16 protein-coding genes are annotated in these 20,692 nt (G+C 35.1%); 15 read left to right on the plus strand and 1 reads right to left on the minus strand.

What is annotated here, in order from left to right:
• Positions 1-3: 3 nt before the first annotated feature.
• From HR057_RS13610 to HR057_RS13620, 3 genes are all read left to right on the plus strand, one after another.
• A complete protein-coding gene (locus HR057_RS13610) occupies positions 4-747 on the plus strand; it encodes a DUF6063 family protein (RefSeq protein ID WP_173731986.1) in 744 nt (247 codons plus the stop codon).
• The gene (locus HR057_RS13615) at positions 734-5,155 is read left to right on the plus strand and encodes a coiled-coil domain-containing protein (RefSeq protein ID WP_173731987.1); all 4,422 of its coding nucleotides are present in this window, start codon (positions 734-736) and stop codon (positions 5,153-5,155) included. Before HR057_RS13610 ends, HR057_RS13615 begins: the two co-directional genes overlap by 14 nt.
• A 625-nt stretch (positions 5,156-5,780) precedes the next feature.
• Complete coding sequence (locus tag HR057_RS13620) at positions 5,781-5,993, plus strand: GrpB family protein (RefSeq protein ID WP_173731988.1); 213 nt, start codon at positions 5,781-5,783, stop codon at positions 5,991-5,993.
• A gap of 143 nt (positions 5,994-6,136) precedes the next feature.
• Here the strand turns inward: HR057_RS13620 and HR057_RS13625 are convergent, their stop codons facing one another.
• Positions 6,137-6,874, minus strand: a complete 738-nt coding sequence (locus HR057_RS13625; RefSeq protein WP_173731989.1) for an SDR family oxidoreductase — start codon at positions 6,872-6,874, stop codon at positions 6,137-6,139.
• Between the two features lie 522 nt (positions 6,875-7,396).
• On the opposite strand from HR057_RS13625, the gene HR057_RS13630 reads away from it, so the two are divergent.
• The 12 genes from HR057_RS13630 to HR057_RS13685 form a co-directional block, all read left to right on the plus strand.
• Complete coding sequence (locus HR057_RS13630) at positions 7,397-7,792, plus strand: (deoxy)nucleoside triphosphate pyrophosphohydrolase (protein ID WP_173731990.1); 396 nt, start codon at positions 7,397-7,399, stop codon at positions 7,790-7,792.
• The gene (locus HR057_RS13635; RefSeq protein ID WP_173731991.1) at positions 7,785-8,606 is read left to right on the plus strand and encodes an HNH endonuclease; all 822 of its coding nucleotides are present in this window, start codon (positions 7,785-7,787) and stop codon (positions 8,604-8,606) included. The genes HR057_RS13630 and HR057_RS13635 overlap by 8 nt, the downstream gene beginning before the upstream one ends.
• A gap of 8 nt (positions 8,607-8,614) precedes the next feature.
• Positions 8,615-10,426 (plus strand): DUF2075 domain-containing protein, encoded by a 1,812-nt coding sequence (locus HR057_RS13640; RefSeq protein ID WP_173731992.1) that lies wholly within the window; start codon positions 8,615-8,617, stop codon positions 10,424-10,426.
• Between the two features lie 13 nt (positions 10,427-10,439).
• On the plus strand, positions 10,440-10,880 hold the full coding sequence (locus tag HR057_RS13645) for a stage III sporulation protein AH (protein WP_173731993.1): 441 nt from the start codon (positions 10,440-10,442) through the stop codon (positions 10,878-10,880).
• Between the two features lie 58 nt (positions 10,881-10,938).
• Positions 10,939-11,823 carry an RCC1 domain-containing protein gene (locus HR057_RS13650; protein WP_173731994.1) on the plus strand — a complete coding sequence of 295 codons (885 nt, stop codon included), beginning with the start codon at positions 10,939-10,941 and terminating at the stop codon, positions 11,821-11,823.
• Positions 11,824-12,120: 297 nt separating this feature from the next.
• Positions 12,121-13,797 carry a beta-N-acetylhexosaminidase gene (gene nagZ / locus HR057_RS13655; protein ID WP_173731995.1) on the plus strand — a complete coding sequence of 559 codons (1,677 nt, stop codon included), beginning with the start codon at positions 12,121-12,123 and terminating at the stop codon, positions 13,795-13,797.
• Positions 13,798-14,290: 493 nt separating this feature from the next.
• Positions 14,291-15,124: a nucleotidyltransferase domain-containing protein gene (locus HR057_RS13660; protein ID WP_173731996.1), complete on the plus strand. Its 834-nt coding sequence runs from the start codon at positions 14,291-14,293 to the stop codon at positions 15,122-15,124.
• A gap of 76 nt (positions 15,125-15,200) precedes the next feature.
• Positions 15,201-16,601: a DUF3298 domain-containing protein gene (locus HR057_RS13665; RefSeq protein WP_173731997.1), complete on the plus strand. Its 1,401-nt coding sequence runs from the start codon at positions 15,201-15,203 to the stop codon at positions 16,599-16,601.
• Between the two features lie 273 nt (positions 16,602-16,874).
• Complete coding sequence (locus HR057_RS13670; RefSeq protein WP_173731998.1) at positions 16,875-17,330, plus strand: helix-turn-helix domain-containing protein; 456 nt, start codon at positions 16,875-16,877, stop codon at positions 17,328-17,330.
• 234 nt (positions 17,331-17,564) lie between these two features.
• Positions 17,565-18,095: a cupin domain-containing protein gene (locus HR057_RS13675; RefSeq protein ID WP_173731999.1), complete on the plus strand. Its 531-nt coding sequence runs from the start codon at positions 17,565-17,567 to the stop codon at positions 18,093-18,095.
• Between the two features lie 417 nt (positions 18,096-18,512).
• Entirely contained in the window at positions 18,513-19,976 is a 1,464-nt protein-coding gene (locus HR057_RS13680) for an Msr family ABC-F type ribosomal protection protein (protein WP_173732000.1), read from the plus strand.
• A gap of 387 nt (positions 19,977-20,363) precedes the next feature.
• Positions 20,364-20,692, plus strand: a 329-nt coding sequence (locus tag HR057_RS13685) for a RidA family protein (protein WP_173732001.1), incomplete at its 3' end; no start/stop codon positions are given.

A 20,692-nucleotide genomic window follows, 5' to 3' on the forward strand; every position in this document is an offset into this window, starting at 1 on the left:
TTCGTGAGGTATAATCAAGAAGATATTTTTAAAGCTTTTTCGATATTTACAGAACTAGCACAAAAGGGTGTGGCTGGCGGTGACTTTGTCAAATCGTACAAGGTGGAAGAGGCTGTCCGTGCGTTAACAGATCATTTTGTTTCTATGAATGATGCAGACTGCATTGTTGTTGGACAAGAATTGTATTTAATTCCAAAATCAAAGCTATCACCTTTTCATATTAGTAATGAACAGTTGAAGAAAATGCACTTGCCGTCAAAGGCGACAAATGTAGATTTATATCTTCTTTATTTCTGTACGATTGTGTTTATCGGTTGTTTTTACAATAGTTATACGACGAAGGAGCCCACATTAGACTTTTTAACGATAGATCGATGGCTTCTAGAAGTCAATAAACGAATGGATAGTTTAAAAGAGCATGATGAAGAAACGTTGAAAGAAAAGGAAAAAGAATATTCCTATCGGTGGACAGCATTAATTGAGAAGTGGGATGCGCTTGATGATGTTAAAGAAACAGCATCTAGACAAGCGGGGAATACAATAAGTCGATTAAGTTTTTTAGATACGGTTCGCCGCTTTTTAGAACATTATGAACTCATCGAACAAATCGGTGATGGAGAATATGCTTTAACAGAAAAAACGAAAGTCATCGTTGGCCGATATTTTATGGAACAAGAATTTAATCGAGGAATCATGGAATTTTTATATTCCTTTGAAGAAAGGGAGGAACATTATGCCGGCCATTAGTAAAATTCGCTTAACAAATGTCGTCTATGAATATGGACAAAAACGATACCATGATGAAATATTTCTGTTTGATGGACATAACGGTGCGATTGTTTTAGAAAATGGCGGCGGAAAATCAGTTTTTATTCAAACCGTTTTACAAGCTGTTTTTCCCCATGCTGAGGTGGGAGAGCGGAAAACAAAGGATACGATCACTCTCGATGAAGGTCCTGCTCATATTGCAATAGAATGGTTGTTAAATGAAAAGCCGAGAAGATATGCTGTCACTGCTGTTACCCTTTTTAAAAAATCAAATGGTATTGATTCGCTTCGCTATGTGTATGAGTACGGCGAAAATGATCCTCATTCGATAGAAAAAATTCCCTTTGTACAAGGAGAAGGGAAAGAAAAACGGCCAAGTAGTCGTGGAGAAATGGCTGACTATTATTCCTATATGGCTAATCAATATAGCAGGAATGCGAAAACTTTTCCTCAATCGATTAAATCATATCGGGAATATATTGAAAAATCATTCCATATTATTGCAGGAGAATGGGAAAGCATTATACGAATTAATGGTGCCGAAGGGGATGTTGAGGCATTTTTTGAAAACTGCAAGAAAACAAATGAGTTAATTGATCGTCTATTAATTCCTTCTGTAGAAAAGGGAATAGCAGGCTTTCATAAAGACGTTTTTGTGGATATGTTTGAAAATCGACGTGACCAATTTAAAAAATATAAAGAGTTAAAAGAAACGATTAATCAAAACAAACGGCTTAGTAAGGAATTACAAGCTTATGTGAACCAATTTCAAAAAGTTGATGAAACTGAAAAAGAATATACGTATGCAAGACGTAAGGCTAAAGGATATCAAACTTATATAGTTGAGGAATTAGAACATATTACGTCCAATTTAGAAAAAATTGAAATCGCTTTTGAAGAGTGGCATGAACAAAATCGTAGTCTGTCAATGAAAAAGGATTCCTTAACAATTCGAAAAGAACAACAAAAGTTAAAAGATTTGCAAGAAAAAGCCAATGCCATTTGGCAAAGGCTCGTGGAATTAGAAGATCTTTTGCAAAAAAACACGCATGAATATTATTCATTACAATTTGCTGGAGCAAGAGAAGAAATTTTGAAAGAACAAGAGAACATTGAATGGTTTGAACGAGAACTGCAAAAGGTTGATCAAGATTCAGATATCGAAGACGTAGTTATTCAATTAGAAAAAGTCAATGGCCAACTACACTATTTATTTCTTGAATTGAAAGAAAACATTGAAAAACAAATTCGTGAAGCAAAATATGAGTTTAATCAACTGGCTGATCAACAAGATGGATTAAAAGAAAAACATCAAAAACTCCAACAAGACAAGGAACAATGGAAGGAACGATTGATTAAAACTCAAGCTTTAGCAGACTCTTATGTGAAGCAAATGAAATCTCTAAAATCGGAACTTGTTTCGCATGAAGATGAGTCGATAAACTATCTCTTATCTCAATGGTCTGAAAAATTACAGACATTAGATGAAGAAAAAGTTGCTATCGTACAACAAATCAAGGAATTTGAACCAAGACTTGCGGAACTTAAAGTGAGAAGGAAGCAGCTTGAACACCAACTTCTTGAAAACCAGGCTAACCTTAAAGGACTGGAAGAGAAGAAAAATCAGTTTGATTTTCAACATAAAAAAATTTTATCAATTATAACAGAGATCATGCCTCATCGGAGTTTCATTGATAGCGTCTATAATCGCCAATCTTCTATTGAAAACCAACTGGAAGAACGAATATCGAAATTAAAACGACAAAAAGAAAAATTGATGGAAGAGGAACGACAAGCGAAACGATTCGTTGATGATTATTTGGAACAGGACCAATTTTTTGCAGATCCTTATGTTGAAAAGAAAATTCAGCAATGGAATCAATTTGAATATTTAAAAACGGGGATTCAATATCTCCAATCCATTGGTAATGAATTTTTAATTGATCAAAATAATTATCCATTCTGGGCGCTTACGATCATTACAACTGAAAAAGATAAGAAAGATGTAAGAGAAAAAATTAAATCTATCCAACATCAGTTACAATATCCAATTTTTATACTATCCACTAAAGAAGCAGAACAGCTAGTCAAAGGTGAATCAAGCTATGAAGAAGTTGTGGAGCCTGCTATTTGGCAAATGAATATTGATCAGAAGCGTTTTTCAGAATGGAAGGAACATATTGCACAAGAAGCAGAAAGAAAAACATTGAATCGGCTGGAAGTGGAACAAACGCTTCAAACGTGGGAAAGAACAGCAGAACAATTCCGGCAATTTTTACAAGATTATCCTCATGAAAAGTATACGATGATCACAGATGAAATCCAGTCGCTTTCTCATCATATCCAAAACTTGCAAGAGGAACAAAAAAAGCTTGAAGAAAAATTGATTGAGTTGGAAAAGGAATTAAAGTTGAAACGAAATGCCGTACACACGATGGAACTTGAAATTCAAGATTTACAAAACCGCCTTATTCCAAATGCGATTAAGTATATAAACCTTGAGAAAGAGCATCGAGAACTGCAAAAGCAAATCACTGAATTTAACCAACAAATTAATAATTTAGTTGAACAAGAGAAATCTCTTGTTTCTCAATTAGATTATATTAATCAAGAACTGAATAGTAAGGAGAATGAAATTAAAAATTTAGAGTTCCAGCTTAAACTTGAAATAGATCGTAATGAATTATATAAAGCGGTAAAAGAGTACCGAATTGTTCAAACGAGTTCACCAATGGAAACAATTAAACTTCAACAAAAGCAATTAAACGACCAAATCAATCAAATTCATACAACAAGAAGAGAATGGCAAAACCGAATTGAAAATAGTAAGCAACGAATTAATGATTTAAGAAAGCTCCAAACAAGATGGAAAAATGAATGGGAAAGCCTTGATGAAAATTATCCGTTCCCAATCAATGGCGATGAAAAAATTAATCAACTTGCTAAACGAATGAACGAATTAAAAAAAGAGGTAGAAAAAGCGTCAGAACATGCAAGTAGTGCTATTACTGATGTAAGAGTGCAAGAATCGCAAGTAAACCAAAGAATTCTTCTTTATCAACAACATTATTCGAATGAGGAGATATTTTCTTTCCCTGAAGACTTAGCGGTTGTGGAAGAACAACTGGAAGAAGAACAAACAGCACTCCAAAGACAACTTGAATATTTAAAACAACAGAAAACGTTGTTTGAAAAGGAAAAGACAAGTTATGACGCATTAAAACAAAAATTTGATCGCCATGAACTCGTTCATAAATTAGATGATCCAAATTTGGAAAGAGCCATTTTAACAGATGAGGAAAAACAAGAGTTTCCTTATAAACGTCAGGCTATTGTTGATCAACTGATCTATGAATTGGAGCTGAAGCAAAGAGCAGTCTTAACTGAGAAAAATAGGCTTGAACAGGCAAAGGAAATTTTTAAACGGTTTTGTAACGAACTGGCTGATCCAAAAATGCGAAAAAATGCCATTGAAGGTGTGGAATCTAAAAAAACTTATGAAGAGGTGCTGAAATATCAGCAACAACTGGAAGAAAGGATTGCAAGAACAATCCAAATTGCTGAAGTCACCATTCAGGACTATGATAAGGAGCAACAACAATTTATTACTTACATTCATACTCATCTACAGAAAGTGCGAGAAGACTTGCTAGAAATTCAAAAGAAAACCCGTGTACGAGTCGAAGATGATTGGAAAACGATATATCAAATTCAAGTTCCAGATTGGGATGAAGATGAAGCAAAAGAAAAAATCCGTGAACATATCGATTGGATTTTATCACAAATAGAAAGAGATACTTTTCAAGATGAGCATGGACAAGAAGATGCAGCCAAAGTGCGTCAATTTTTAGAAAAAACATTACAAACAGTGCCACTGCTTAGAGAAGTGATCGGCAACCAAACGATCAAAGTGAGATGCCGTAAAGTTGAAAGTGACCAACATATTTCGAACAACTATTTTACGTGGGAGCAGTCCAATCAATGGTCTGGCGGTGAAAAGTGGAGTAAAAATATGGCGCTTTTTTTAGGACTGTTGAATTTTATTGCAGAAAAAAGTTACAATCCTCAGTCCAACGCCAAGCGTCATCGAACAGTCATCCTGGACAACCCTTTTGGCAAAGCATCTAGTGATCACGTCTTGAGCCCGGTCTTCTTTATCGCAGAGCAATTAGGCTTTCAAATTATTGCATTGACAGCTCATGCAGAAGGAAAGTTTTTAAGCGACTATTTTCCAATCATTTATAGTTGTAAATTGCGTCACTTGGAAGGTGGAACAAAACAAGTATTGACGAAAGAAAAACAATTGAAATATGCCTACTTCCAGGACCATGCACCAGAAAGCTTAGAACGACTTGGAGAACGACAACAAATGAGTTTGTTTGATTAAATAATCAGAAACAGATATAGAAATTTTAGTAATAGTTTCTAAAAAAGTGGAAAAAGGAAGAAAAGGAAGAATCTCTCAATGAACAATTTTAAGTGCCTAGTCTTGATTGTTAGGCACTTTTTGTTTGAGATTATTATTTGTAATTGTAGATTGTTTTCTTCCATCAAAAGAATTTTGCTCTAGACTACACGATAAGTGTTATGACTTTCAGATAATATTGAAATTCTACCATTCTATTTCTTTTTTCAAACTAGCCATTTGTAATCTCTCCTTGAATGATATCGTTTTTAGTTGAAACTCGAAAATGAGTGCTGCAAAAGCAAATCACCAGGCACAGCCTGCCTCGATAGCTAGTTGATAGCACTTATGGACAAAGCGATCAGTCTATAAAGTAAGAAAAAGCATTCGTTGGGAAAATGAAGTACTATTTGCAAGAGAAAATATTATGTATAACAAATTGGATAAACATATCATTCGGAGCCATCCAAGCTTTATATTTTCTTTGAGTTAGGAAGAGTTTGCACGGTATAGAGGATACTTTTACGAGAACAATTTACCCCAACAGCATTGGAAAAACTAAGGACTGAGTTTCTACCCTAAACGAAAAATGGCAAAGGCGGGCGATATGAAGCTATCTGAAAATAGCTCTATACTAATGAGTGATGAAGAACTTCAGAAGCTTACGGTTGGTGAACTAAAACTGCACAATATAGAATTTGATCCTACCTTCCCTAGATTATTTGAACGGGAAACGAAACAAATTTTTTTAGTTCTTGGCAGCAAAGCTTTGCAAGTTGAACATGTTGGTTCGACTTCTAACTTTATAATAGTAATTTGACGTTGCTAGTTTAAAATGTAGAAGATGGTAACGAAAATCTATATAGATTCTCGAATTACCATCTGTTTTTGTTTTTATAGAAGTATAAGCTGGAAGAAATACAGCCCGGCTCAAGTACCTTGTATCGGGACGGGCACCAAAAATTATTGTTGTTTTGTTGGTCTTACAATAATTTCATTGACGGAAGCATAGTCAGGCATAGCAATCGCTTGAAGGATGGTTTCAGCAATGATGTCTGCAGGAATAGCAATTGAATAGAGTTCTTCCAGTCTTTGTCTCACTTTATCATTAGAAATGGATTGCACTAATTCTGTGTCAACTGCTCCAGGTGAAATAATTGTCGCACGTATATTATTTCTTAATTCTTCTTGTCGTAATCCTTCTGTAATAGCACGAACGGCAAATTTTGTTCCTGAATAAACAGCACCAGCTGGTAGAACAGTATGTCCTGCAACAGAGGATATGTTAATGATATGTCCTTCTTGTCGTTCTCTCATATGCGGAAGAACGGCACCTATTCCATAAAGGACCCCTTTAATATTAACATCAATCATTTGCTCCCATTCAGAAACTTTCTTTTCGCTTAAAAAAGAAAGCGGCATGAGTCCAGCGTTATTAATGAGAACATCAATTTTTCCATACTTCTCAAGGGCAAAACGGGCAAGCTCTTCCACTTCCTCTTGAACAGCAACGTTTGTTACTTTATATGCTGCTGTACCACCTTGTTTTTCAATGTCTGATTGGAGATTTTTCAGCCGTTCCTCACGTCGTGCAGCAAGGACTACTTTTGCGCCATTTTTAGCAAGCAGTTTCGCGGTCGCTTCACCGATCCCACTTGAAGCCCCGGTGATAATAACAACTTTTCCTTCAACATTTAACATGCTTCATTCACCTTTCTTATGTATTATTTTATAAAAAACTATCAATTTTTAACTTTTATATTCGATGGTTGAAAGAAGAAATCCTTGTCAAGATTCCTAAGTCTTTAATCATCTAGCTTTTGATGAGTTTCTATATAAGGATAATTTTGCTGCATATTTTGTCTATTAAAAAAGATGTATAATTATGGTAATGAATCTAGTCTATTGTTTTTGGCAATTAAAAAATGCATGAAATGGCAATTAAATTTATTCTATATCTTGAATAATTATTCATATCTGCTTGACATGGAGCCTCTGCGGGCATGATTTCTTGCAAAAGGGCAAGCCACAATTATATTATGGCTTTACCAGGCAAAGTAGTCTATCATGCCCGCCACTCTATGTTAAGCGTTAAATATGCAAAAATTTATGTATAACCTTAATTGCCAAACACTACAAAAATTAATTGCCATTAACATCTCTATGGAGGGAAATTTAAAACCTAGATACCATCATGCATAGGCAATAAAGAGGTGTAATACTGTGAAAAGAATCAAAGTAACAGCAGGAATCATTACAGATCATGACAAAGTTCTAATCACTAGACGTCCGCCAAAAGAAAATTTTGTTGGTGGCTGGGAATTTCCTGGTGGGAAAATCGAATTGAATGAAACCCCTGAAGCTTGTCTTGCTAGAGAGCTTAAAGAAGAGCTTAACATAGATGTTTCTGTTGGAAATTTTTGTGCTGAAGTATGTCATGATTACGGTGATATGAACATACATTTAATGGCTTATTATTGCACGATTCTGGATGGAGAAATTCAGATATCTGTCCATGACAAATATAAGTGGGTTAAAATAATTGATTTGTTAAAATACGACCTTTTACCAGCAGATATTCCAATAGCTAAAAAGGTAATGGAGGAATATTATGAGTAGTTTTTGTAAGTTTAAAATTGGTCAAACGGTAACTAATTCAGAAATTATAGCTGAATTCAAATGTGGAAATATGGGTGGAATGCGTCGGTCAAAAGCAACGAATTCTCTAATAATAATATCAGACCATACAAAAGGTTTGTACGAAGATAAATGGATTGGTGATGTATTGCATTATACAGGAATGGGGAAAAGTGGGGATCAAGATTTAAATTTTATGCAGAATAAAACGTTAGCTGAATCTGATACAAATGGCGTTGAAGTTCATTTGTTCGAAGTACTTGTGCCTACTGAATACATTTATCGTGGACTTGTAACTTTGGCAGATAAACCATATCAGGAAATTCAAAAAGGTGAAGATGGAGTTCCAAGAAAAGTGTGGATGTTTCCTTTGAAATTAAAAAGCACTTCACAAGCCATTCCTGAAGAGACTTTTAAAAAATACATTAAAGAAAAGGAAAAAGTAGCTGAAAAATTATCATTTACTGAGTTGAAAAATCGTGCCGAGCAAAATGAAAGTGATAAAGTAAGTAAACGTAAAGTTTCAAGCAATGTATATATTCGAGATCCTTTTATAGCTGAATATGCCAAACGTAGAGCTAATGGCATATGTGATTTATGTGATCAACAAGCCCCTTTCACTACGAAAGAAGGTAAACCTTATTTGGAGTGCCATCATATTGAGTGGCTTTCAGAAGGAGGAAGCGATACTATTGAAAATACTGTAGCTTTATGTCCAAACTGCCATAGAAAGATGCATGTTTTGAACTTGCCTTCTGATAAAGAGAAATTAAGAATTAAAGCAAAAAGAAGGTGAATTACTTAATGTTTTGCTATGCAGGACATATTTCTGACTTTATAAAAATGACAAAAGAAGAGTGGCACAAAACTATGTGGGATCCTTATATAGTGATGGTCGGTGAAGCTCCCAGTAAAGAGCAGGTAGAGGCATGGGATGATTGTTATGAAAAAAGTATATCATTTTTTAAAGCCTGTTCAAAATATGACTGTGATATTATTTTTGAATATCTTATGCCGCGTGAAGGTGGAAGACGGCCAGATGTCTTATTGATAACAGGAAAATACTTATTTGTATTTGAGTACAAGATGAAAGATCGATTCTCGCAAGCAGACATTGATCAGGTTTCCGCATATGCACGTGATTTAAAGCATTACCATAGTGCCTCACATGATTTAGAAGTAATACCAATTCTCGTACCAACAAAAGCAAATGGTAAATACCGCATGTACAATGAGGTTTATGCTTGTACTCCTGATAAATTAGAAGAGCTTATTTTGCCATTTCTTAGCTATAGCCGTAAGATAGATTTAGAGACTTGGTTAGCAGGTGAATATAGGCCTTTGCCATCTTTAGTTAGTGCAGCTCAAACAATTTATAATAATGAAGATTTGCCTTATATTCGAAAAGCTAATAGTGTAGGTATTCCCCAAGCCGTAGAGACTCTTTTAGCTATTACTAAACAAGCAAAAGAAAATGGTCAGAGAGTTTTAGCTTTAGTTACGGGTGTACCTGGATCTGGAAAGACTTTACTAGGGCTTGACTTCGTACATAAAACTTCCAACAGTTCTGAACAAAATTCACTGTACTTATCAGGAAATGGTCCACTTGTTGAGGTATTACAATATGCTCTTAGAAGTAAAACATTTGTCGGTTCCCTGCGAAATTATATTAAAGAATATGGCATTCTCCAACGAGGAGTACCTAAAGAACATATCATTGTTTTTGATGAAGTACAAAGAGCTTGGGACAAAAGGCAAGTTTTTGAAAAGCATTCTGTCAATAAATCTGAGCCTGATTTAATTATTGAAATAGCTGAGAAAATTCCAGATTGGTCAGTAATGCTAGGGCTTGTTGGAGAGGGTCAAGAGATTCATAACGGAGAAGAAGCTGGAATTGTTCAATGGCGAGATGCTTTAAAAACTGCAAAAAAACAGTGGGTGGTAGTATGTCCGTCAAAACTAGAAAATATATTTAAGGATATCTGTGAAGTTAAAACATTCGATAAACTGGATTTAAATGTTTCCCTACGTTCTCATTTGGCTGATGATGTCTCTAATTGGGTAGCCAATTTACTTGATGAAAATATTGAAGAAGCAATTAATATTAGCAAGGTTATTCATGAACAGGGATTTAATATGTATGTTACGAGAAATTTTATTCGTGCAAAAAATTACTGTAGAAAAAGATATGAAAATAATTCTATGAAAAGATATGGCTTAATTTGCTCATCTAAAGCAAATATTCTCCGGAAATATGGCATCGACAATTCATATAAGACAACTTCTTCGTTAATGGTAGGACCTTGGTATAATGAACCAATAGGAAATATAAATTCATGTTGTCAGTTGGATAAAGTGGTTACGGAGTTTTCTTGCCAAGGATTAGAGCTTGATATGCCTATTGTGTGCTGGGGTGAGGATCTCATTTGGACTCACGGGGCTTGGAAGAAGTATGCAGGAAAATCTAAATGCAAAGATCCACATCAAATACGATTGAATAGCTATCGAGTTTTACTCACACGAGGTCGTGATGGTTTTATTGTTTATATACCAGAAGACAGGATTCTAGATGAAACTTTAGAAGTATTAAAATTAGCAGGATTGAGAGAGCTATAGAGAGGGATGAAAAATGGTAGAGTATTATACAGATATACAAGGGGAAGATTATCGGTTGCTAATTGAATTGGCTTCACAAAAATGCGATAAATTTGCCTTCGTCATAAGAAAAGATATGATGTACGATGAAGAATTGGCTATGAAACATTACAATGAATTATTAAAAGATATTAAAAGTTCATTGATTGAAGTAAAAGAGCAATCGGAATGGGTAGTCAATAGTCTTTTAGAAGCCACAGCGTATGTATATTATTACGAGTTCAATGAACAGACTAAGCAATTTTTGCAAACAAAAAGTAATTCCTTATTTGGATGGATGAATGGGTTGCCAGAAGATTTAATGTTTTATAACGGAGATAAGATTTGGCTCGCATGCAATTCACATGAAGGTTACTTCTTTATTAATGAGGTAGACGAACAATCAAAAGTTACTGAAATCCTTAAAAAATTATAATTAATCATTGTATTGATTCAAATCACTACGAAAAATGAATTGAAAGAAGAATCAACCCATGAATTATTTATCATCGATTAATGTTATCAATAATACTATAGCCGCAGGCCGCCGTCATACTGTTGGTATTAGAGCGGATGGAACAGTTATTGCTACGGGAGATAACAAATGTGGTCAATGTAATGTAAGCGACTGGCGGGATATTGTGGCAGTTGCTGCTGGTAATGTCCATATGGCAAATAATACTGGGAATACTCATACAATCGGTCTAAAATCTGACGGTACTGTGTTCGCTGTAGGTTGGAATTGGCATGGTCAATGTAATGTTAGTGATTGGAGCAATATTGTGGACATAGCAGCGGGTTGGCGTCATACCGTTGGTGTTCAATCAGATGGAACTGTTGTGGCTGTAGGCAGAAATAGCGAAGGCGAATGCGAAGTGAACAATTGGCGAGATATAGTTTCCGTCTCAGCAGGTGATTGGCATACGATCGGTCTTAAATCAAACGGTGCTACAGTAGCTGTAGGTAATAATAGATATCACCAGTGTAATGTAAGCAACTGGCATGACATGGTGGCGATATCAGCTGGTTACCTTCATTCTGTAGGACTTCGATCTGATGGTACTGTAGTTGCTGTAGGTTGGAATAAGTATTTTCAATGTAATTTAAGTAGTTGGTACGATATCGTAGCCATAGCAGCGGGAAGTTATCATACAGTTGGTCTTCGATCCGATGGCAGGGTGGTGGCTACTGGGTGGAATAAATATGGTCAATGTAATGTAAATGACTGGTACGATATTGTGGCGATAGCTGCAGGTTGTGCTCATACCATTGGCCTTAAATCAGATGGAACAGTTATGGCAGTGGGGGATAATGAATATGGTCAATGTGTTGTAAGTGGGTGGAGTGAAATACGATTGCCTTTGAGGCTTAAAGAATAAGTAATTTGAGTGGCAGAAAACCACTCTTTTTTTAATATCTTGTTGGATAGGTTTTATTTAGGGAAAAAATTTCTAATTGAAGGAGCAGGTGTGACAATATTTTTTTGAAGTTAGGAGGAAAATTTTGGTTTAATAAAAAGTATATTATTAGGAAATTTTAAACTATTTCTTGGAGTTGATAGTTTTTCTGCAATAATTTTACTCATACCCCGAAAAAATTTATAATAACATAAAATATACTATGAACTCCTAGTTTAGCAGAAAGTGATCCAATAAAAAAAACGGAGGTAACCAATTATGTTCAAAAAGGTGACCCTCATATTAGCATTAATACTTGCGACAGTGGCAATATTTTATTTTTTGAATGGCAAAGAGAAGGAAAATATAGACCCTATAGAAAATTCTCCAAATGAAGAGGAACGTTCTCCAAATAATGATAATTCTTCTGCTCCCATCACTTCAGTGTCGGATGTTTTAGAATATGCGATGGAAGGTAAAGTTCCTCATTTTCCATTTATTTCCGGGGAAACTAGTTTTGAAGAAGTTAAAGATAAGTTGGGAGATCCTGAAGATATAGAAACTGTAGAGAATGGGGCATATGCTAATTATCTTGATCAAGATGCAGCTTTTGGGTACCGGAATGGAATACTTTTTGATGTACGGTCTTATCATCCTGAGTTACAAGAAATCCGTTTTAATGATATAAAACAGGCAATGGGTGAGCCGGATAAAACTACTTATTACAAAGACAACATTTATGACCAAATCATTTTAATGTATCAGTTGAATGAAAATTATCAGCTGAAATGGATCTTGCCGAGGCCGACGGACAATGAACTGAATCCAGCGGTGCATCATATTTCTGTCCTTGCTTCAACCTTTAAGAAAACACCTATCTCTTATGATCAGCTGACACTTGACGAAAAAATTGGCCAGATGATTTTTGCAGGGATAGAAGGAACTAAGCCTAATGAGAAAACGAGTGAACTAATCTATCGTTATAAAGTTGGCGGGATTATTTTTAATGGAAAAAATATAGTCAGTCCTAAACAAACGATCGATTATATGAATCATATTCAATCCCTAAATGCCGACAATCCGATTCCGATCATGTTTGGTATTGATCAAGAAGGCGGAAGAATTTCGAAGCTTCCAGGTAACCTACTTAGTCTTCCAACGAATGAAGAGATTGGAAAGATCAATGATCCTGCTTATTCCTATGAGATTGGCAGTCTTTTAGGCAAGCAATTGAAAGCGTTTGGGTTTCATATGGATTTTGCTCCAGTACTTGATGTAAACAGTAATCCGAATAATCCTGTTATTGGAGACCGCTCTTTTGGGAATGACCCGGATATTGTTTCTAGACTTGGCATTCAAACGATGAAAGGAATCCAATCACAAAATGTAATCTCAGTCATTAAGCACTTCCCTGGTCATGGAGATACTTCCGTTGATTCCCATTTAGAGTTGCCAGTCGTAAATAAAACGAGATCAGATCTTGAAGAGATTGAATTGATTCCATTTAAGAAGGCTATTAAAAATGGTGCAGATGTGGTCATGGTTGGGCACATTATGCTGCCAAAAATAGATTCAAATTATCCATCTACTATGTCAAAGAAAATCATTCAAGGAATGCTGAGGAAAGATCTCGAGTTTCATGGGGTTGTCATTACCGATGATATGACGATGAAGGCTATTACCAATAACTTTGACATTGGTCAAGCTGCGGTTCAATCAGTGAAAGCGGGTAGTGATATCATTATGGTGGCGCATGATTATGAAAAAGTTGTGGCTGTGATTGATGCCTTGAAAAAAGCCGTAGAAAAAGGAGAAATTTCCGAAAAGAGAATCAATGAGAGTGTAGAACGGATTCTTGAATTGAAAAAGAAATACAATGTACAGAATAAAGTCATTAAAAGTGTTAATATAGATGAACTGAATCGTTTGACGAGAAAAGTTTTAATAAGTAAATAAGAAAAAACTTGTATAACGATGATACCAGGGTGTCTGGGTAATAATTTGGTTCTTACGTTTATTGGTGATCACTATAAAAATGAATGTCATTTCTGACCATTTTGTCTCATAAAACTCGATGTGTCACCAAATAAGCGTAAGAACCTTTTTTTATATATTTTTTCAAAAGTGTTGATGGAACATCTTTTGAGCCAAACCAAATTGCAATATCCTTTTTTGTTGCCATATTCGATTTCAAGTAATCGATATTATTTTCAATGGTTTTCAATTTTCCAAGGATTTGTTGTAAACATTTTTAAAGAAAAGGACTTCAATCCAATTTTGTAGAATTTTGGATTAAAGTTATTTAATGGGTGGCAGTTCTTTTTATTTTTATTTTAATTATAGAGAATATCATTTGTATTTTTGGGGATCGGCATTTTGATCAATGTAATTTTGCGGTTTTTTACTTTTCGAAAGACATCACCGAAATTGATAAAAGGAGTGTGTTTGTATGGTAGATCAAACCATTCAATCAGTGGCAGAGAAATTATCTTCTTTGCCTTTTATAGAAGGAATTGTACTGGGAGGTTCGCGTGCAAGAGGCAATCATTCAGAAAATTCGGATATAGATATCGGTATTTATTACGATTCACAAAGTTTTGACCTACATGCAATAAATCGTCTTGCCCAAGAGTTGGATGATGAGCATAGAGAAAACCTTGTTGTACCGCCTGGAGCATGGGGAGATTGGGTTAATGGCGGTGGATGGCTAGTCATTAACGGGTATCATGTTGATTTAATTTTACGCGACATTAAACGAGTAGAACAAATCATGAAAGATACAGAGCAAGGAATCGTAACTGCCAATTATCAAACGGGGCATCCTCATGGATATATTAGCTCCATGTATCGGGGAGAATTAGCGATTAGTAAAATTTTATATGCTAAAAATAATAGTTTCCGCGAATTAAAAAAACAGGCAGAAAGGTATCCAACAGCTTTGAGGAAAAGTTTAATCGACTTTTTCTTGTTTGAGGCAGGGTTCTCTTTAATGTTCATAAAAGCAAATTTGAGTTCGGATGATAAATATTATATTGCAGGTCATGTTTTCCGCGTCGTTTCATGTTTAAATCAAGTATTATTTGCATGTAATAATCAGTATTGCATCAACGAAAAGAAAGCTTTGAAACTGATTGAAACTTTTCAATATAAGCCAGAAAACTATACCGAAAGGGTTAACACAATTTTTGATTTGCTCGGCCAATCTCTGAACGAATGCTGTGAGAAGACAGAAGAACTTTTGGATGATGTGAAGAAAACGGTAGCTGAAGTAGGGAGTTTATAAAAATAGACGAGAAAAATTGGGCGACCAGTGGGAAGCGGTCCCTTCCCTTATTTTTAAAAAGAAAGGAGCAGCAACCATGAAAAAATTTGTTCCATTTTTATTAGTAGTATTATTGATGTTGTCAATTTCCCCCAATGCTTTTGCGGACAATCATATTCAAGTTAAACATTCTATCATTGAATCAAATACCGACACGAAATCTATTAATGTAGTTATCCCCATTTTTAATGGATTTACTGGTGCAGATCGATTGAACGAAAAAGTGTTGAATTTAGCATTGGATGTGATTGGTGAAACAAATGCAATGGATCAATTGATGGAAGAATTAAGGGAAGAAATGAAGAAAAGTGGAGATCCTGGTATTTCAGCTGTTGCAACTTTAGATATGGATTATGATTATGTGAAGGAAGGCGATTTATTATCTGTTCGTTTCATTCAATATGTGTATTACGGCGGAGCACATGGATTGGAGCAATTTATTACGTTTACTTCTAATACTTCAACTGGAGAAATGTATGAATTTAAGGATTTATTTAAAAATGATGTGAATTACAATTCAGTTGTCAAAGAACTAATACTTAAAGAGCTAGAAAAGAACGCTGAAATCTATTTTTCAGATTATAAAGAAACAATAGCGAATAAAAATGGAGACTATAAATTTTACATAGATGGCGATAAAATTGTAGTCTACTTTGATTTATATGAAATAGCTCCATATGCTGCTGGAATTATTCAAATTGCTATCGATTCTGAGGATGTCAAACATATTTTAAAAGAAGAAGTTTATCAATCAATGAAAAATGGAAAAGAAAGAAGCAATATTATTATCAATGGAAAAAGTATAAATACAGATAAAAAAATAATAAATCAAGATGATAAAACTTTAATTCCTTTAAGGGTTGTTGCGGAATCTTTAGGTTATGAAGTTAACTGGAATCCTAATGGCAATGCTATCGTAAATGAGAAAGTTGTTAAAAGTTCTGATGTACAATCTGTGGTAATTGATGGCACCACTTATGTATCACGTTCATATTTCACTGATGTATTAGGTGCGTATGTAAGTTTCGGATTCGATAAAAGTAACGAAATAATTGTGAAAGTTTTTAGCAAAGAAGATGAATTTATCGCAAAACATCCATATGATAAGCTTGTTGAATTCCAAAAGCCGATGAATAAAGATGAAGCTGTAACGATGTATGCAGAAGCAGTGAAAAATAGACATGGCATCATCCAGTATGGGATAATGGACGACAGTGTAAAAAATGAAAAGTATGAGGAACTTAAAGACATGTCCTTTGTAACAGGGGTTTCAAGTCCATGGGTAGATCGATATGAAATAAATCAAATTGATGAAAATCATTATAAAATTGATTTCATTTTAAAGACTAGCGTGCCATCTGAAGAGTTTTTATCAACGGTTATTGTAGAATTAGCTGAAGATGGAGAGTTCATCAATATTAGCAAAATTGAAGAGTAGAAAAATATATGTAGTCCCGGCTTTTTAAAGTTGGGACTACTTTCTTGCAAATGGAAACGGACGTCGGTTTGAAAAAAATTCTGAAACAATTCATTGCAGCTGGCAAGTTGTTTCTTCTTCATTTAACAGTATATATTAAAAGTTTAAATCGGAAATGAGATTACGATCAGTTTTTTGCTGGCAACCTAAGGTTGCGCCCTTGATGCGCCTAAAAGTATCTTTACTTTAAATACTCACTCCATCAATACTGGAAATAGGAAAGGACTGATTAACATGATTTTTAGTGAAAGGTTAAAAAAAGAAAGAGAAAAAAGGGGTTGGTCGCAAACTGAACTTGCTGAAAAACTTCATGTTAGTCGTCAATCTGTTTCCAAATGGGAAACTGGTAAGAACTATCCTAGTATCGAAGTAATCATTAGTTTAAGTGATTTATTCGGTATTACGATAGATGAAATGTTGAGGAGTGACGATGAATTGAAGAAAAAAGTAATCCAAGATAGTAAGAAATTGGCCTATCCGAGGTGGAAAGCGTTTTTCGATAGCCTTGTTTTATTAGGAGCATTTTTATTAGTCATAAAACTAATGATCTTAGGTTTAAATTATTTTGTTGGTACAAATTTTATAATTCCAGATGGTTTACCAAAAATTTTATCAAATTTCCTGCCATTAGCTTTCATGATCATAGGTGGCATAGGTTCAGACCAGTTAAAAAATAAATATATTGATTAAAACGATCTTCCCTTTATTACTGCATCATTTTTATACAAATATTTGACAATAAGCATAGGTTCGGACTTTAAAGTAAGTTACGATTGTAGGCAGGGTGTTGATTTAGTCAAAATGCAATGTCACCTTATTAAATTATTCAGAGATCGTTGTTGAAAAAAACAGGCAAAATAATCCCCTCAACGATGGATTGTGCATAGGATATGATGGAAGTCTAGTTGAAGGGAATGTGGCAAAATGTACTATGGACATTATTTTTACCCTTATCAATATCAAAATTATTATGTAAGACAGCCTGTTTATCCTGGAGTTGACGAAACTAATTTTTACAATGAGTATCAAAGACAGATGCAGTTGAAAGATGCAGGACCTGCTCCATTTGTTGTAAACATTAATGAGGCAACGGTTCAGAATAACACGTTCCGTACGGCTTTATGGACGGGGCAGCATTTACAAGTTACTTTGATGAGTTTAAATGTAGGCGAAGATATTGGATTAGAAATACATCCTGATGTTGATCAATTCTTACGGGTTGAACAAGGTCAAGGACTCGTTCAAATGGGTAAAGATCGAAATAATTTAAATATTGTAAGGGAAATTTCTGACGATACTGCTATCATGGTCCCTGCAGGAACTTGGCATAATGTGATTAATACTGGCAATGTCCCATTAAAGCTTTATTCGATTTATGCACCACCACAACATCCACACGGAACAGTCCATAATACAAAAGGTGAAGCCATCCAATCTGAATACTATTATTGGTAACAAAATGATTTTCAAGTACGGAAAACAAGCACATGATTCTTCAAAAATCTAGGATCATGTGCTTATTTATTTTTTCAATAATACTAGATTATTAGTTACCCGACTTGACAATTTTTCGATTGCAAACGTTACTAATTTCTACATATTGTATTAAAATAGTAGTTGATTCTGATAAAAAAATTGGAGGTACTGATACTATGACAGCCTCAATGCGTTTAAGGTAAGTTGCAAAAAAAGCAAGCAGTTTGCTGATTTACCTTGTTTGAAGAAAGATTGTTTATGCGATCCCATGAAGTGAAATATGAATGGAGAGATATTGGTGTATATAGTATTCATGTAATTCTTCCTGTGTAATCGCAGGGGTTTCCCTGCGAAAAGACCAGCGGAAACATGCGATTATAAACAGGAGGAACTCTTATGGAATTACTTATAAAAGCAAAAGATATTCGTTTGGAATTCGCAGGGCGAGATGTTTTAAATATAGATGAATTAGAAATTTATGATTATGACCGTATTGGTTTAGTAGGGGCTAATGGAGCAGGGAAAAGTACGTTGCTCAAGGTTCTTTTAGGAAAATTAACAGTGCCGGGATGTCAAATCAACCGTTTTGGAGAGTTTTCCTATATCCCTCAATTAGAAGAAGCGGTTTTGCAAGAGCATAAGGATTATAAAATTGTAGGCAAACTTGGCGTACATGACCTAGAGACGGATACGATGAGCGGGGGAGAAGAGACAAGACTTAAAATTGCCCAAGCGTTATCAGCACAAGTGCACGGCATTTTCGCAGATGAACCAACCAGTCATTTAGACCGGGAAGGAATTGATTTTCTAATAGGCCAGCTGAAATATTTTGCAGGAGCACTGTTAGTTGTTAGCCATGACCGTTATTTTCTTGATGAGGTCGTAGATAAAATTTGGGAATTAAAAGATGGAAAAATCATTGAGTATTGGGGAAATTACTCGGATTACCTTCGTCAAAAAGAGGAAGAACGGAAGAGACAAGCTGCAGAATACGAACAATTCCTTGCTGAACGCAATAGGCTGGAGAGGGCTGCAGAGGAAAAGCGAAAACAAGCCCAAAAAATAGAACAGCAAGCAAAAAGTGCTTCTAAGAAAAACAAAACGAAAAAAGGTGGACGTCTAGCCCACCAGAAATCAATTGGAAGTAAGCAAAAAACAGTGTATAAAGCGGCTAAGTCTATCGAACAAAGAATTGCTGCATTGAAAGCCGTGGAAGCGCCAGAAAATATACAAACGATCCGTTTTCGGCAAAGCAAAGCATTGGAACTTCATAATCCATATCCGATCATTGGGAAAGACATTAACAAAAGAGTTGGAGATAAAGTTTTGTTTGAAAGTGCGTCTATTCAAATTCCACTAGGAGCAAAAGTAGCACTGGTTGGAGGCAATGGTGCAGGAAAAACAACCTTAATGAAAATGATTTTAAACCGTGAAGATTGTTTTTCTATTTCACCGAAAGCTAAAATCGGCTATTTTGCTCAAAATGGTTACAAATACAACGGTGATTTGAAAGTGATGGAGTTTATGCAGGAGGATTGTGATTATAACGCATCCGAAATTCGTTCCGTTTTAGATTCAATGGGTTTTAACCAGAATGATATTGGTAAAAAATTATCTGTCTTAAGCGGCGGCGAAATTGTTAAATTGATGCTCTCTAAAATGCTGATGGGCAGGTACAATATTTTGTTAATGGATGAACCAAGCAACTTCCTTGATTTACAAAGTCTAGAGGCTTTGGAAATGATGATGAAAGAGTATGCCGGGACGATCCTGTTTGTTACCCATGACAAACGTCTGCTTGAAAATGTCGCTGATGTCATTTATGAAATTAAAGATAAGAAATTACACTTAGTTCGGTAAGTCAAACCGCGACAGTGATGAATTTTAGGCTTCAAATGGGGCCGAAAAACATTCAAAATGCCTGTGCAATATTTTGCTCTTACATTTATAGCCGCTTGTTGGGAGGAAAAACTCTCAATAAGCGGCGTTTTTTTGATTTGGTGAAACGTCGAATTTTTGAATGATTGTTCGCTTTTCTACATTTAATATGAGACTTAATTGTTGGAGAATAACATTCACTTTTCTCTTTAAGAACCTTTTTTGAGTGATCACCAAAAGAACGTAAGAACTATTTCTTTATAGAAAAATCTTACTTGTAAAACGAACATATGTTTTATAAAATGTTAGTATAGACGTAAGAAACGGAATCTTTAATAGGGGTAAAATGAATCTGAAGGGGATGAAATGATGGGCAGATTAAAGGTGAAACATAGCAATCCAAAAGGATTACACGATTCAAAATTTTATAGTCAAGTGGTAACGGTTAGCGGTCATGGAAAGACAATTTATATTGGCGGACAAAATGCTATTAATGCTGAAGGACAATTGATCGGTAAGGACGATTTGGAACTGCAAACTAAACAAGTTCTGAAAAATATTGGGACCGCTTTGGCTTCAGAAAATGCTACTTTTAACTTTTTCCGACAGAAGTCTCCCAACCTCAAGGAATGTGCAGGGTGTAGCCCAATGAGTAGGTGGGAGGTGAATGTCGGTTGGCGAGCCAAAGATTTTTGTAA

The sequence above is a fragment of the Calidifontibacillus erzurumensis genome (assembly GCF_013303125.1).
In the GTDB taxonomy this organism is placed as follows: Bacteria; Bacillota; Bacilli; order Bacillales; family Bacillaceae_J; genus Calidifontibacillus; species Calidifontibacillus erzurumensis.